Annotated in this window: 12 protein-coding genes and 1 tRNA gene; 3 read left to right on the top strand and 10 right to left on the bottom strand. The window is 47.3% G+C overall.

Features of this window, described 5'->3' with window-relative positions; genetic code table 11:
• Nucleotides 1–3: 3 nt before the first annotated feature.
• Nucleotides 4–2,811, bottom strand: coding sequence for a TonB-dependent receptor (locus tag HZ996_08815; protein ID QTN39236.1), 2,808 nt, complete (start codon nt 2,809–2,811; stop codon nt 4–6).
• Between the two features lie 120 nt (nt 2,812–2,931).
• Here HZ996_08815 and HZ996_08810 point away from each other — a divergent pair, with 120 nt between their 5' ends.
• Nucleotides 2,932–3,678 carry a glycosyltransferase family 2 protein gene (locus HZ996_08810; protein QTN39235.1) on the top strand — a complete coding sequence of 249 codons (747 nt, stop codon included), beginning with the start codon at nt 2,932–2,934 and terminating at the stop codon, nt 3,676–3,678.
• Here HZ996_08810 and HZ996_08805 read toward each other — a convergent pair.
• Genes HZ996_08805 through HZ996_08795 form a run of 3 tightly spaced genes read right to left on the bottom strand, consistent with a single transcriptional unit; the run spans nt 3,663 to nt 6,363 of the window.
• Nucleotides 3,663–5,315, bottom strand: a complete 1,653-nt coding sequence (locus HZ996_08805; GenBank protein QTN39234.1) for a glycosyltransferase family 39 protein — start codon at nt 5,313–5,315, stop codon at nt 3,663–3,665. The genes HZ996_08810 and HZ996_08805 overlap by 16 nt on opposite strands.
• Nucleotides 5,312–6,028 carry a phosphatase PAP2 family protein gene (locus HZ996_08800; protein QTN39233.1) on the bottom strand — a complete coding sequence of 239 codons (717 nt, stop codon included), beginning with the start codon at nt 6,026–6,028 and terminating at the stop codon, nt 5,312–5,314. The genes HZ996_08805 and HZ996_08800 overlap by 4 nt, the downstream gene beginning before the upstream one ends.
• Nucleotides 5,983–6,363, bottom strand: a complete 381-nt coding sequence (locus tag HZ996_08795; protein QTN39232.1) for an SRPBCC domain-containing protein — start codon at nt 6,361–6,363, stop codon at nt 5,983–5,985. The genes HZ996_08800 and HZ996_08795 overlap by 46 nt, the downstream gene beginning before the upstream one ends.
• 102 nt (nt 6,364–6,465) lie before the next feature.
• Here HZ996_08795 and HZ996_08790 point away from each other — a divergent pair.
• A tRNA-Met gene (locus tag HZ996_08790) sits at nt 6,466–6,539 on the top strand.
• Between the two features lie 253 nt (nt 6,540–6,792).
• Here the strand turns inward: HZ996_08790 and HZ996_08785 are convergent.
• Nucleotides 6,793–8,109: an ammonium transporter gene (locus HZ996_08785; GenBank protein QTN39231.1), complete on the bottom strand. Its 1,317-nt coding sequence runs from the start codon at nt 8,107–8,109 to the stop codon at nt 6,793–6,795.
• A gap of 201 nt (nt 8,110–8,310) precedes the next feature.
• Here HZ996_08785 and HZ996_08780 point away from each other — a divergent pair, with 201 nt between their 5' ends.
• Nucleotides 8,311–8,835 carry a cysteine dioxygenase family protein gene (locus HZ996_08780; GenBank protein QTN39230.1) on the top strand — a complete coding sequence of 175 codons (525 nt, stop codon included), beginning with the start codon at nt 8,311–8,313 and terminating at the stop codon, nt 8,833–8,835.
• A gap of 49 nt (nt 8,836–8,884) precedes the next feature.
• Here HZ996_08780 and HZ996_08775 read toward each other — a convergent pair whose 3' ends face one another.
• From HZ996_08775 to HZ996_08755, 5 genes are all read right to left on the bottom strand, one after another.
• Nucleotides 8,885–10,135, bottom strand: coding sequence for an NAD(P)/FAD-dependent oxidoreductase (locus tag HZ996_08775; GenBank protein QTN39229.1), 1,251 nt, complete (start codon nt 10,133–10,135; stop codon nt 8,885–8,887).
• 119 nt (nt 10,136–10,254) lie between these two features.
• A complete protein-coding gene (locus HZ996_08770; protein QTN39228.1) occupies nt 10,255–11,664 on the bottom strand; it encodes an MBL fold metallo-hydrolase in 1,410 nt (469 codons plus the stop codon).
• A gap of 116 nt (nt 11,665–11,780) precedes the next feature.
• Nucleotides 11,781–12,194, bottom strand: a complete 414-nt coding sequence (locus HZ996_08765) for a YeeE/YedE family protein (GenBank protein ID QTN39227.1) — start codon at nt 12,192–12,194, stop codon at nt 11,781–11,783.
• Nucleotides 12,195–12,210: 16 nt separating this feature from the next.
• Nucleotides 12,211–12,777, bottom strand: coding sequence for a YeeE/YedE family protein (locus HZ996_08760; GenBank protein ID QTN39226.1), 567 nt, complete (start codon nt 12,775–12,777; stop codon nt 12,211–12,213).
• 111 nt (nt 12,778–12,888) lie between these two features.
• Nucleotides 12,889–14,316, bottom strand: a complete 1,428-nt coding sequence (locus HZ996_08755; GenBank protein ID QTN39225.1) for an MBL fold metallo-hydrolase — start codon at nt 14,314–14,316, stop codon at nt 12,889–12,891.
• Nucleotides 14,317–14,357: the final 41 nt, after the last annotated feature.

The raw sequence follows: 14,357 nt of genomic DNA, 5'->3' as shown, positions 1-14,357 counted from the left end.
TGGTTATTTCTTGAAGTCTAAGTCGAAGATGACCTGACCGTAAACCAATCGGCCTACGGTAGGACCCCCATATACTTGAACGACATCGTTGTTCAGAACGTTGGACGCCCCCACTTTAAAGAGCAAATTCCAATCGGGAATAGAGTAATTCGCTTGTACGTCCACTAAGGAGTAAGAAGGCACGATTCCCGTAAACTGAGGAGAGCCCTCGAAAAGGAAGCTATCGACCCATTTGTAATTGACACTCCAACCCAAGTTCTTAACGCCCAGGATAGTCAAGTCCCGTCCTGTGAGCCCAAGGTTGTATTTGTGTTCTGGCGTATTAAAGGCAGGGATAATAGGGTCATCGGAATCCCGTAAATCAATGCGGTTCCATGAATAGTTACCAGAGAGAATATAATTGTCACTGAGGTAGTAATTAGCTCCAATAGAAAACCCTTGAGTGAATACGCGGTCACGAGAATTTGCCGCAATACGATAGACCTGCACTGAACTTGGAGGAATACCTCCTTGGTTTGGAATACCTGCGTCGACTCCGACATTGAATCCAATGAAGTTGTCGTACATGCTGTAGTAGTACGTTAAATCGACATAAGCCTTCTTACCCAAAGTAGCTCTATACCCCAGTTCAATGGTCCGAACCTGCTCTGGAGAAATCGGTGCAACGTCGAAGTATTCGAGTTCGCTCGGCTGCAAGGATCCAATATAGTCGCTGAATGATTGTAGGGTAATCAAGGAGTCGTAGCCATCTAGATTTCCGATGAGAATGGCTCGGCCGACATTGTAATACAGGTATTGATCTTGAAGCGTTGGGTTTCGAACGGCAGAGCTGAAGGTCAGACGAATCGTGTTCTTTTCATCCGGCGAGAACACGGCAGATACAGCGGGCGAGAACACATAATCAAAGTTCTGATTTTTATCCATCCGCAATGTCGCGTTCAGCTTTAAGCGCTCCATCATCAACTTCTTCTCCAAACCGATGTATGCTCCAAACTCACTGTTGCGAATGACCACGTCCGCGGTATCGTAGAAGATGGTACCACGACTATCCGGCAAGTACTGGCGGAAGTTTCCTCCGACCACAATGTCTCCAAACATCGGGGTGAACTTGTACTCCCCGTGTATGTGGTAAAGTGCGCTCTTATCATAGAACCTTGAACCGCCCTCTTGGAAGGATCGAGAAGTCACCCAATCAAAGATGGAGTCATATCGAGCCGTTCCAGGCTCAAAATAAGCGTATCCACCAACACGCGGAGTCGAATCCGTCCACGCTCGGGTTACATCATGAAAGTCTTGAATGGTCTCATTGTTCTGCTCGAGCAAGGAGTAGTACAAGTCTTCGTCAAAAGGAAAAGTATTGAGTACTTCACCAATAGATACCGTGTTTCCGTTGGCGTCGAGACCTGTTAGGTCGCGAACTTGACTGCTGTAAACGCTTCGCCAGTAGGCCTTATAATCAATGAGCCAATCATCAATATCCTTGGCTACGTCCTGCATTTGAAATGCGGTAAACACCGCATCATAAGTATCCCCGGCATCCTCGTTGGTCAGGTAAGCACGAAGAAACCACTTGCCTTCTTTCTTAATCTCAAATCGGTTTTGAAGGAATTGGATATTCTTCAGGCTGTAGCGATTATCCCCTTGATAGACCGTTGTTCCCGTTCCGTAGTTGAGGGCATAGATTACCTCAACATCTGGCTTTACTTTATAATGGAGACTCGTGGCAAACTTTCCGTTCCGTGTATTGTAGTCCACTAGGTCCAATTCGGAGTATCCAGTACGGTGTACAATTCCCAGACCAGGCACATCGCGAAGGCTCAAGGGGTCCGTGTAATCGTTCGAACGTCGAGACACATCCTCATCTCCATACCAGTTGACTCGATCCCATCCTCCTGGATTTCCAAACGGAGCATCCGATTCATAAATAGGTTGATCATTCGTCGCTTCCCAATCGTACGCAGATAAGTAGAAGAGATTCAATTTAATGGCGAACTTATCCTCACCATCTTTATTCTGCCAGACATTGGCATAACGCACAGCTGTTTCCGTAAGGGAACGTTCCCCTACTTTAAGTGAAGCACTTATGCCTTCGTATCTCCAAGGGTCTTTGGTCTCCATTTGGATAACTCCGTTAAAGGCTCCTGGGCCAAAAAACGCCGAGCTTGCACCGGCGATGATGTTCACCCGAGCCACATCCAAGTCACTCGCTCCCAGGAAATTACCTAAACTAAAGTTCAATCCAGGTGCTTGGTTGTCCACTCCGTCAATGATTTGAAGCGAACGTACTGGAGAGGTGCTATTAAACCCTCGAGTATTGATGATCTTAAAGGCTAAACTAGCAGAAGTCATATCGACTCCTTTAAGATTCCCCAAGGATTCGTAGAAGGATCCAGAGGCTGCCTCTTTGATGGCAATGACGTCCATAGACTCAACCGTCAAGGCCGCTTCTTTTTGTTTCTTAGTAATTCTGGACTCTACGACCGTGACGTCATTGAGGTTGAAACTCGTTGGTTTGAGTTTGGCTCGAACCTGGACGTTGGTGTTTTTCACCTCTATCTCAGCTGATTCGTAGCCAATGTAACTCACTTGAATGGTCAAAGGAAAAGACTGCCCAACTGGGTTCAATTCAAAATTCCCATCGAAATCAGTCGTGGTTCCAATCTGAGTGCCTTCTATAAGGACTCCCGCCCCGAAGACGCCTTCACCGGTTTCAATATCCGTAACGGTACCTCTAATCCGCTGGGCACTAGCTTCAAGACCAAAAAAAAGGAGCAGGAATAAAACGCCCGCTCGAATTAGCTTTTCCTTCATATGCACTTCACATTCCAAACAGCATCCTAAACTAAGAAAAATCTTCTTGCGTCGGGCTACAATGCGGCCTTCCACGTGGATTTATTACTTTTGCGATCGCTCGAATAAAAGGCACCCTTTATGGTTAACGGAAAGAAACTCGTCGTCGTATTGCCCGCATACAATGCGGCCAAAACACTGGAGCAGACCTACCAAGAACTACCGATGGACTTGGTAGATGACGTTATTCTCGTCGATGATCACAGTCCGGACAATACCACAGAAGTGGGTCGTTCACTGGGAATCAAACACATCATTCGCCACGAGCAAAACAAAGGATACGGAGGGAACCAAAAGACGTGCTACAACACGGCCTTGGAGCTGGATGCCGACATCGTCGTCATGGTTCATCCCGATTACCAGTATACACCCAAATTGGTGGCGAGCATGAGCTACCTGATCGCCAACGGGCTTTACCACGTCGTTTTGGGCTCTCGGATTTTGGGTAAAGGTGCTCTTAAAGGGGGCATGCCATGGTACAAGTATGTGGCTAACCGGATTCTTACCCTTGCGCAGAACATCCTATTGAATGAGAAACTTTCCGAGTATCACACGGGATACCGAGCTTTCTCGAAAGAAGTCCTGCAATCCATCAACTACAACATCAACTCGGACAACTTTGTCTTCGACAATCAAATGCTAAGTCAGATCTTCTATGAAGGGTATGACATTGCCGAAATCACCTGTCCGACTAAGTATTTTGATGACGCCTCCTCCATTAACCTAAAGGACAGCTCGATCTACGGTCTTGGCGTTTTGAGGGTTTCGTTGATTCACCGCTTGTGCAAATGGGGAGTGATGAAGAGTAAACTCTATTCCAAGGGCTGAGCACTGTATGGTCTGACGTATAGGTCATACCCTCCCCTTTCTTCGACGAACTGCAAGTTCGGATAGCGCTCCAATACTTTGTCACGTCTGTTGTTGCGCCCAATGAAATACACGACTCGGTCCACCTCTCCAGCAGTCAGCCATTCCCGTTCAGATTGACCTAGAGGTTTCGGCAACGGACCTTCCTTTTGCCCATAGAACAGGTATCCATAAGATTTCATCCCCAGGGTGTGTACATAAGCCTTTTCTTCTGAAGCTCTTTTGTAGAATTCAATTGCCGGACGCTGAAAGTAGATTTCTGCTTTTGGCGTGACCAAGAGAATGAGCGCCATGGAAATGAAAAGTCCTCCTACAAGCTGTATTCTAGCCCAATAGATCTTTCCGCGCAACAGACCAATCATAGACGCAACAGAAAGCACCAAGAACAGAGGTCCTATCCAACGAGTGATTTCTGGCCATTCTACTTGCTGCGTGAACTGAGAAGCCGTAAACACATCAACTTTCGACCAATCGACCAAGCCCGTCCAACTTTCAATCCATGGAAGGACACTGTATACTGCGCCTAATGCAAGGGATAACATTAAGCCTAAAGCGAATAATCCTGGATGAAGTCGTTTCGATCGAAGTTCGAACCGGTACAGGGTCAATGCCGCTAGGAAGGTCAACGGGAAATATGTCAGCGAACTGTAGTGGACGATTTTGGTCTTGACGATGGAGAACAGAATGAGAACTACCCAAAACATGATCTTCATCCACAGATGAAAATGATCGCGCTCATAGCTCGCCAAACGCATGCGAAGCATGGCGGGAAGGGCAAATACACTGATTGGAAAACAGCCGACCAACAAGACGGCAAAATGATACCAAAATGGTTGAGCGTGACCAGCCACGTCGGATGAAAAGAGGTTAACCTGAACCTTGATGAATTCTTGAACCACTTCTGGTGTGCCTGTCAATACATGAAAAAGAAACCAAGAGCCTCCAGTTAGCAAGAACACGGTTAAGAATAACAGCACTTGGCCCAAACGTGGAAAACCGTAGAATCTTTTAAATACAAAGTACACGGCGCTGACGAGTAAAAAGACGAGCAAACCCACCGGTCCCTTTGTCAACAGTGCTAGAGCCAAGAAGAAAGCGCACAGTATGATGACGTGACTCTTGCGCTCCTGATACTTCGATGTAAACCGAACACCGTAGTAAATGCCTAAGAAAATGAAGAGGTTGAACCAAGGGTCAATGATTCCGCTCTTGAAATAAAAAACAGGCAGAAGGGCACCTAAATAGGTCAGCACCCACCACCACGCCATTCGTTCGTCGAACCACCTCTTTCCGATGTTCCAGACTATGCTCAAGGTAAACGCACCGCAAATAGCGTTTGGCAGACGTGCAGCAAATTCATTCACACCAAAAGCGGACATACTCAAGGCCTGCATCCAGAAAAACAAAGGCGGTTTCTCGTAGAAGTTCTGGAAGTTGATCTGCACGGTGCTCAGCTGTCCTGTAAGAAGCATTTCACGCGCGGCCTCGGCAAAGTTCAACTCGTCCCAGTCAAAGAGGTGAACGGCACCGAGAAATGGAACAAACAAAATCAAGGATCCAACGAATATGGAAATACTGATCCACAACTCTTTTTTCATCGGAGACGAATCATAGGACGATCCAAAAGGCCCTTAGGACTGGTGCGACTTCGTGGATAGAAAATTGGATAACAAAGTGCCGCTATTCCCGTGCCTATCATAGAGCCGACGTAGATATCCTGAAGGAAATGCTGATTCAAGTGTATTCTCGAATAGCCTACTCCTAGAGCCACGAGAAAAAACACAAAAGCCGGAATCTTCTTGCGCACAACCAATACTAATCCAAAATAAAGACAAAACGCAGCCGCTGTGTGTCCAGACGGGAAACTAAAGCGATCGTGAAGCTCAACGCCGGGAACAGTCTTGAAATCTTCATGGCCCATTAAATAATGTGAAGGCCTGTAAGAATCTCCAAAGACCGATCTTTTGAGGTATTGTATAACAACACTATCTACGAGGCTGGCCACTAACAAAAACAAGCCCGAACGGACCTGAACGAAGAGCAATAAAATTAAGATGATCACACCCACAAAAACTCCGTCTCCTAGGTAGGTGAAGTATTTAAAGAAAGCATCTGCGACGGGATGATGCAGGTCCTGAAACCTCAACTGAAGCTCCATTCCCTTACCGGACCTAAACAAGGTAAACTGAGCGAAGACAAGAAATATCCCAAATGGGATGAGGAACCAAGGCAAGATACTCCCTGTTCCCTTGCGATCAATTGGAATCAAGAACCTATGGCGTGCAGCAGGTTGTGAATTTGCGTCTCCCATAACATCTTGCTTTCATCGATCTCGTCTTCATCCGCGAAGTCCGTAATGATCAGCGAAACATCTTTGGTTAAATCATCGATAACAATCCGGAACTCAAAAAACGAATCGTCGTCGTTTTCCAGCCACCTCAGCTTCATGTAGACATTGGGCTTCTTGCTGATGATTTCAGCTTCTTCTTGACTGTCATCCCAAATGAAGACGTATTTCTTTCCACGAAAATTTACATCGTCGGAAAACCACTCGGACAATCCCGATGGCGTCGTCAAATATTGGTACAACATTTTTGGTGACGCTTTCACCGGAAATTCAAGCTGGTATTTGATTTTGTCTGACATGTAGGGGATGAATTGCTGGGTCGCAATATATAAAAATCAAGGGTTAGGAAAATTGTGTTGAAAAATCTATTTGACTTATATTTGCACCCTCAAAAATCGCAAGGCGAGGTAGCTCAGCTGGTTAGAGCGTCGGATTCATAACCCGGAGGTCGAGAGTTCAAGTCTCTCTCTCGCTACAAGTCAATAAAGGTCCCGCAGAATTGCGGGACTTTTTTTGCATTTAGCCCCGAGCAAAGCTTGCTTTAGCGAGTGGGGTAATGCAAAATGTGCTGAACGAAGTGAAGCTTTTTTTGATCTGTAATGCCTCCCCTCCCACTCAGCGACCATCGGGAGCTAACGCTCTCTCTCGCTACAAGTCAATAAAGGTCCCGCATTTCAGCAGGACCTTTTTTATTCTATTTGTGCCTAAGGCACGATGCACAACGAGCACTAAGCTGTTTTCAGAATAGCTTCTCCGTGAATAGCTCGATCGAGACCCTCTTTTTCTTCCGAGTCTGAGACACGCATGGGTATCATTCGATCTACGACACGAAGAATTATGTACGAGCTAACTCCCACAAACACAACGACAAAGACCAGTGCTCCTAGGTGTTTTAAAAACAAGGTTGGATTACCAGTGGTCACCCATCCCCCTTCTTCGGCGTACACGCCCGTTAAGAGCATTCCAATCATACCTCCGAGTCCATGGCAGGCAAACACATCCAGGGTATCGTCCACACTAGATCTTTTAAAGCGTTCCACTACGACATTTGAAACGAGTGCAGCAGACAAACCTATAATTAACGAAGGCCCATAACTCACGAATCCCGCAGCAGGTGTAATGGCGACGAGCCCCACCACTGCGCCGATACAAGCACCAAGAGCCGTAGGCTTTCTACCCATCATAACATCGTACAGCACCCAACCAATCATGGCGGCCGCAGAGGCGAAATGCGTATTGACAAAAGCCTTGACAGCAAGCGAATCTGCAGCTAAGGCTGAACCTGCATTGAAACCAAACCAACCGAACCACAGTAATCCGGTACCGAGAATGACGTAAGGCACATTGATTTCGGATGGATCTACCAACTCCTTCACCTTACGTGGCCCTAAGTACCATGCGCCAACCAAGGCCATGATTCCGGCGCTTATGTGAACAACTGTTCCGCCGGCGAAGTCCAGCACTCCATGGGTGTAAAGGACTCCATCGGGATGCCAGGTCCAATGAGCCAATGGACAGTATACCAGCAATGAGAAAAGCACCATCATCACTACATAACTCCAAAACTGAAGACGCTCCGCCATGGAACCAGTGAACAGCGCTGGAGTGATTATGGCAAATTTGAGCTGGAACGCCGCGAAAAGAATGAAGGGTATTCCCGAAGCAATTCGAGGATGAGCGGCAGTGCCAACGTCGTTGAAGAAAGCGAAACTCAAGGGATTACCAATCCAACCACCAATACTATCCCCAAAGGCTAGACTAAATCCAAATGCGTACCAGAAAATACTGACAACCCCAAGAGCGATAAAACTCTGCAGCATGGTACTCACAACGTTCTTTGCCCGAACCATTCCTCCATAGAAGAAGCTCAGTCCAGGTGTCATAATGAGCACTAATCCAGCCGCAGTGAGCAGCCATGCGATCGTTCCAGAATCCCAATCACGGGTTGACTCAGGATGGCTCGCTGGATATACACTTGCTACAATGGCCACTACAACCAAAATGAAGAACATTCCTCGAGACACTAATTTATTCTTCTTTTCCATTTTACCCCCTATATTTTAGTTATGAAGAGCTAATTTATTCAACTTTTACATTTATAACCCTCGATCAAAAGGGGTTTAGTTCAATTTTTATCAACAAATTATCTATTCACCCCTATCTAACGACCGGATAGATTAGCTGTTTCCATATTCATGGTTTCTGGACATTTTTTCGGAACTTTAGGTATATCCAGAAAAGACACCATGAACCCGATAACCACCATCGATCAATTGAGAGAAGAACTGGCCAAAGGCCCAGATCAGGATGGGTATATGGGCATCCTAAAGCGGGTCCAGCTGGATTTAGAAAAGGAAGTGCTTCCGCTGTGCACTTGGAGTGACGATCATTACACTCGAATACCGCTTTTTCGCAACAATGATTGCGAACTGCTACTCATGTGCTGGGAACCTCATCAAACCTCCCCTATTCACACCTATGATTATCAAGAAGGTTGGATGTACATTCTACAAGGCGAGCTCTGTATTGAACAGTACTTTACCTCTATGCTGGAAAATCAGCTCAAACTGATTGAAAGCACGAGGCTACCCGAAAAGTCCATTCCATACCTGAACGATTACATTGGTTTCCACCGCGGCTTTAATTGTGTGGATCGCCGAACGATCAGCCTGCATATTTACAGCCTACCCATCGAGACTTGGCAGGTTTATGATGAAGAAAACAAAAGGGTTCATTCCATGAGTGTCTGGAGCGACCCCGTACGGGAATAAAAAAAAGCCCCATCAAAATGGGGCTTTTCACTTTTACCTCAACCTGCTGTTACGCTTTCCCTTTCAGCATTAAATCCCAATACATAAAGGGAAGTCCGTATTTTTTAAGCATCCACATGCTCCACTGTTCTTTGGTTGTATCCACAAAGGTGGAGATCATAGGGTCACTCATTCTCTTGTTCTCATAACCGAACTCGGCAAGCACCATTCTGCCGTAGCCAGTCACCAACGGACATGAGCTGTATCCTGTATAGCCCAAGTTATGTGCGTGCCTTCCTTCGATCATGTTTAAGATGTTGTCCACGACTACGGGAGCTTGTTTCCGAACCCCAGCACCCGTTTTGGCTGTAGGAAGGGCCGCCGCATCACCTAATCCAAAAACATTGCTGTAGTCTGGATTTTGAAGCGAATGAATATCCACATTCATCCATCCCTTGTTGGCGCCAGTTTGATGCGCCAGTTTGGATCTTTTGATGAAATCAGGCGCACTTTGCGGCGGTGCCAAATGAAGCATGTCAAACTCAATCTCTTCAACAGATTTTACAGGCTCACCTTGATCAGACAACACCATACAACCTGTGTTATCGTATTTCACAACCTCATATGTCGCCACTTTTCGCTCACCGTCGACCTTGATCAACTTGTGATGAAACCGCGTATCGATATCGTAACGTTCTACGACCTTTTCCAGAGTGATAGCGAACTCCTTCACCCCAAAAATGATGCTCCCAGGGGAAGCAAAAGTGATTTCGCTTTGAGCATGCAGGTTGTTCTTGCGGAAGTTGTGGGCCGCCAAAAACATAATCTTCATGGGTGCCCCACCACACTTAATCGGTGTGGCCGGCTGAGTAAAAAGAGCCTTCCCCCCTTTCCAGTTTTGAAGAATTTCCCAAGTGTATTCCGGATCAATGTAGTTGGAGCAAACATTATTTTTACCCAAGGTCTCCGCCAGCCCTTCAATACCATCCACATCCATTTGAATTCCCGGCGCCACTACTAAGAACTCATATCCAACCTCCTCACCGCTCCGCAAGACGACCTTATTCTCATCCGGGTTCAGTTCTTCGGCGTATTCTTTAATCCATCGAACACCTGGTGGGATTAACCCTGCCTCATCGCGCTCGGTCTTTGCCATATCATAAGTTCCAGCCCCAACCAAGGTCCATGCCGGCTGGTAGTAGTGCTTTTCTGAGGGCTCAATAAGGGCGATGTCGAGATTTTTGTTCTTACGCATCAATTGAGCGGCCACCGTGATTCCGGCGGTTCCTCCTCCAATAATGACGATTTGATGGCTTTTCATAGCGTTTGGTTTAAGTTCATAAATCAAAGCTGCCTCTTGTTCTCAGCGTTTCGAGGGGTCGAAAATAGTCCCGGGATCCACCCCTGAATCCCGGGACACGCTATGAACCTACTCGATGCTTAAAGCATCGTGGAAGGGCAAACATATTCGGTCATCGGGAAGCCTTCTTCCTCAATGGCCTTAAAACCTCCAGCCACGTCTACCAAATGCTGATAGCCACGGGCCTGAAGAATACTGATGAATACCATACTCCGGTACCCACCAGCACAATGCACATAACGCAAAGTATCTTTATCCAATTCATTCATATGCTCATTCAAAAAGTCGAGCGGAAGGTTCCGAACCCCTTCAATATGCTGACTGTCAAACTCGCTTTTCTTGCGCACATCGAGAACCTCGGTTCCAGGCTCATTTATGGACTCTTTGAGTTCAGCAGCGCTTACTTGGGCTACTTTTTGGGCCTCACGGCCCGATGCCACCCACTGCTCAAATCCACCTCCTAGATACCCAAGAGCATTGTCGTATCCCACACGACTCAAGCGCGTGACCACTTCCTCCTCTCGGCCTGGATCAGCAACGATGAGCATCGGTTGTTTTAAGTCCGTAATTAGCGTTCCGACCCAAGTGGCAAAACTCCCGTCAATTCCAATAAAAATGGAACCCGGAATATGACCATCTCGAAAATCGTCCGGCGTGCGCGTATCTAAGATGAGGGCATCGGTCAATTCAGCGGATTTCAAAAAATCGTCCACAGAGAGTGGCTGTAGTCCGCGGTCCATAACCTGTTCGAAAGACTCGTATCCGGTTTTATTCAGCACGGCATTCTTAGGGAAGTACTGTGGAGGCGTCACAAGACCATCCGTTACTTCTTCGATGAATTCCTGACGGGTCATATCGGCCCGTAGGGCATAATTCGTTTCCAATTGATGCGCAAGCGTATCGACCGTTTCATCGCTCATCTTCTTACCGCAAGCGGAGCCAGCTCCATGACCAGGATACACAATGACATCTCCCGGCAAGGTCATTATCTTCGTCCGCAAGGAGTCAAAGAGATGCCCAGCCAGATCCTCGCGACTGAGATCTGTTTTCACGGCCAAGTCAGGCCGTCCTACATCCCCGATAAAAAGCGTGTCCCCAGTAAATATGGAGTGCTCCTTCCCTTCGGCATCGATAACCAAAAAGGTCGTCGACTCCATGGTGTGCCCAGGTGTATGCAAAACCTTGATTTGAATATCTCCAAGGGTCAGCACTTCGCCGTCCTCGGCCACGTGCGCCTCATATGATGGCTGAGCGGTAGGCCCAAAGACAATCTTAGCGCCTGTGCGCTTTGCCAAATCTAAATGCCCCGATACAAAGTCGGCATGAAAATGCGTTTCTAAAACGTATTTGATCTGCGCACCGTCCTTTTCTGCACGGTCAATATAAGGTTGCGTTTCGCGGAGTGGATCTACAATCGCCACCTCTCCATTTGACTCAATATAGTAAGCGGCTTCCGCCAAACACCCGGTATATATCTGTTCAATTTTCATTTTCTGAATCGTTGATTTTTCTACTCTTTCAAAAGTAGCCGGTGCTCCACGCTTTAAACGTGGCAATAGTCACATTCAAAACTGATCTTTATCAGCTGAAGAACTGATCGATGTGTTTAGTGCGGGATTTTGTCCCGAACCAGCCCGTAGACGAAGGTGCCCAGCAGAGCACTCAAAATGACGACCGCAATAACGGGCACGCCATAGCCGAGAAGAATAAACATAGGGCCTGGGCACGCTCCAGTCATCGCCCATCCAAGTCCAAAGAGAATTCCGCCGTATAAGTATCTAGGTACGCTGGGCTGCTTATCAAAAAGCATCATCTCTTCGCCGTACCAGGGATGGATGTCGTATTTCTTGATCAGCCAAACGAGTCCAATGCCCACAACCACCGCAGAGCCAATGACTCCATACATATGGAAGGACTGGAAGCGGAACATTTCATATATCCGATACCAAGAAATGACTTCGGCTTTGGTCAAAACCACTCCGAATACGACCCCGATAAGTAAGAACCTAAAGTATTTCATGACCTTCCGTTTGTGGTTATTGACCTGGTAATAAGAAAGGGAGCCCTAAATAGGTCATGAGCAACCCTCCAATGAAGAAACCGATCACCGCTAACAGCGAGGGCCATTGTAGATTACTCAAACCCGAAATGGCGTGGCCCGATGTACACCCGCCGGCATAGCGCGTACCAAAGCCGATGAGGAACCCTCCGACGACCATCATGACAAAACCCTGCCATGTAGCTAGATAATCCCATCCAAACAATTCGGGCGGAATATACTGCTCGCCAGCGGCCGAAAGACCGTAGGTTTCCAACTCTGCAACCGTTTTTGGATTCAAGCTTATTTTCTCCGAGGGCATGAGGTAAGTGTGTGCTATATACCCCCCTAGAATGGCGCCCACGGCGAACACCAAGTTCCAGATCTGTCCTTTCCAATTGAACTTGAAAAAAGAAGCGTACTTCCCTCCTCCTACTGCCGCACACATGGTGCGTAGGTTAGCACTAAACCCGAACTCTTTACCGAACGCCAGTAATACAAACATGATCAATGCGATCATAGGCCCTGCGACGTACCAAGGCCATGGGGCGGTTATCCATTCCATAGCTCCTAGCCTTTATGAATCAAAGGTAGATACAGACCTCAGGTTGGACCGTAACTTTTGTTACACAAGGGATGAGTAATGTCGCCCGTAAAATGCCTGTAAAAGGAGTGTTTATCCTTCTTGCTGCTCTTTGCGCAGGGTTGAAGGACACACATAGTCTGTGACTTCAATATCCGTTTCGGCAATGGCTTTGAAGCCGCCTTGCACGTCAACCAATTCATGAAATCCGCGAGCCTTCAAAATAGAAGCGTAAATCATGGAGCGGTACCCTCCAGCACAGTGGATGTAGTACTTCTCCTCAGAGTCAAACTCATCCATGAAGTCATTGATGTAATCCAATGGACGGTTGTACGCTTTGTCGATGTGCTCAGCTTCAAACTCTCCTGGCTTGCGCACGTCGAGCACCTTAATCGTATCTGCCTTCCAGCGCGAAGCAAACTCCGTAGCAGGGATGGACTCTACAGTATCGGTTTCTTTCCCGGCAGCCTTCCAGGCAGCAAATCCACCATCCAGATACCCCAAGGTATTGTCGTAACCCACACGAGCCAATCGTGTTACGGTCTCTTCCTCACGACCTTCGGGAGCAACAATAATGATCGGCTGTTGCAAATCGGTGATGAGCGTTCCTACCCATCCGGCGAAGGATCCATTGATCCCGATGAAAATGGAGTTGGGAATATGACCTTGGGCAAAGTCCTGAGGGCCGCGCACATCGAGCACGAGTGCACCTTCGTGGTTCGCCAGAGCCTCAAACGTCTCGACATTCAAAGGCACTACCCCTTTTTCCAATACCGTATCGATGGAAGCGTACCCCTCCTTGTTCATTTGTACGTTTTTGGGGAAGTACTGAGGTGGAGGTAAGATGCCATCGAGCAATTCGTCAATGAATTCCTCCTTGGTCATATCGGCCCGTAGGGCATAATTGACTTTCTTTTGATTGCCCAGCAAGTCATGCGTTTCTTTACTCATGTTCTTACCACACGCAGAACCCGCTCCATGTGCTGGATAGACGATGACTTCGTCTTCAAGAGGCATGATCTTATTGCGGAGGCTGTCGAACAACATACCCGCTAAATCGCGCTCTGTCAAGTCACTTTTCACGGCGAGATCAGGACGTCCTACATCACCAATAAACAGCGTATCTCCACTGAAGATCGCGTGGTTACCGCCTTCTTCGTCGATCAAGAGCCATGTCGTGCTTTCCGGAGTATGTCCCGGAGTGTGCAACGTTTTAATCCGAACAGCGCCCACCGTGAACTCCTCACCGTCTTGTGCGGCGTGAATATCGTAGGCGGTTTGTGCTCCGGGACCGTAAACGATGGTGGCTCCCGTTTTCTTGGCGAGATCGACGTGTCCAGACACGAAATCCGCGTGGAAATGGGTTTCAAAAATGTATTTGATCTTACCTCCCTCGGCTTGAGCCTTGTCCAGGTAAGGTTGTGTTTCGCGAAGCGGATCAATAATCGCTACTTCTCCGTTCGACTCTATGTAGTAGGCACCTTGAGCAAGGCACCCGGTATATATCTGCTCTATTTTCATAGGAATACTTCTTTAACTTCTAAAGACGGTACAAAAATACT

This window comes from Cryomorphaceae bacterium (assembly GCA_017798125.1).
Lineage (GTDB): Bacteria > Bacteroidota > Bacteroidia > Flavobacteriales > ECT2AJA-044 > ECT2AJA-044.
This window is presented reverse-complemented; position numbering and strand designations above follow the sequence as displayed.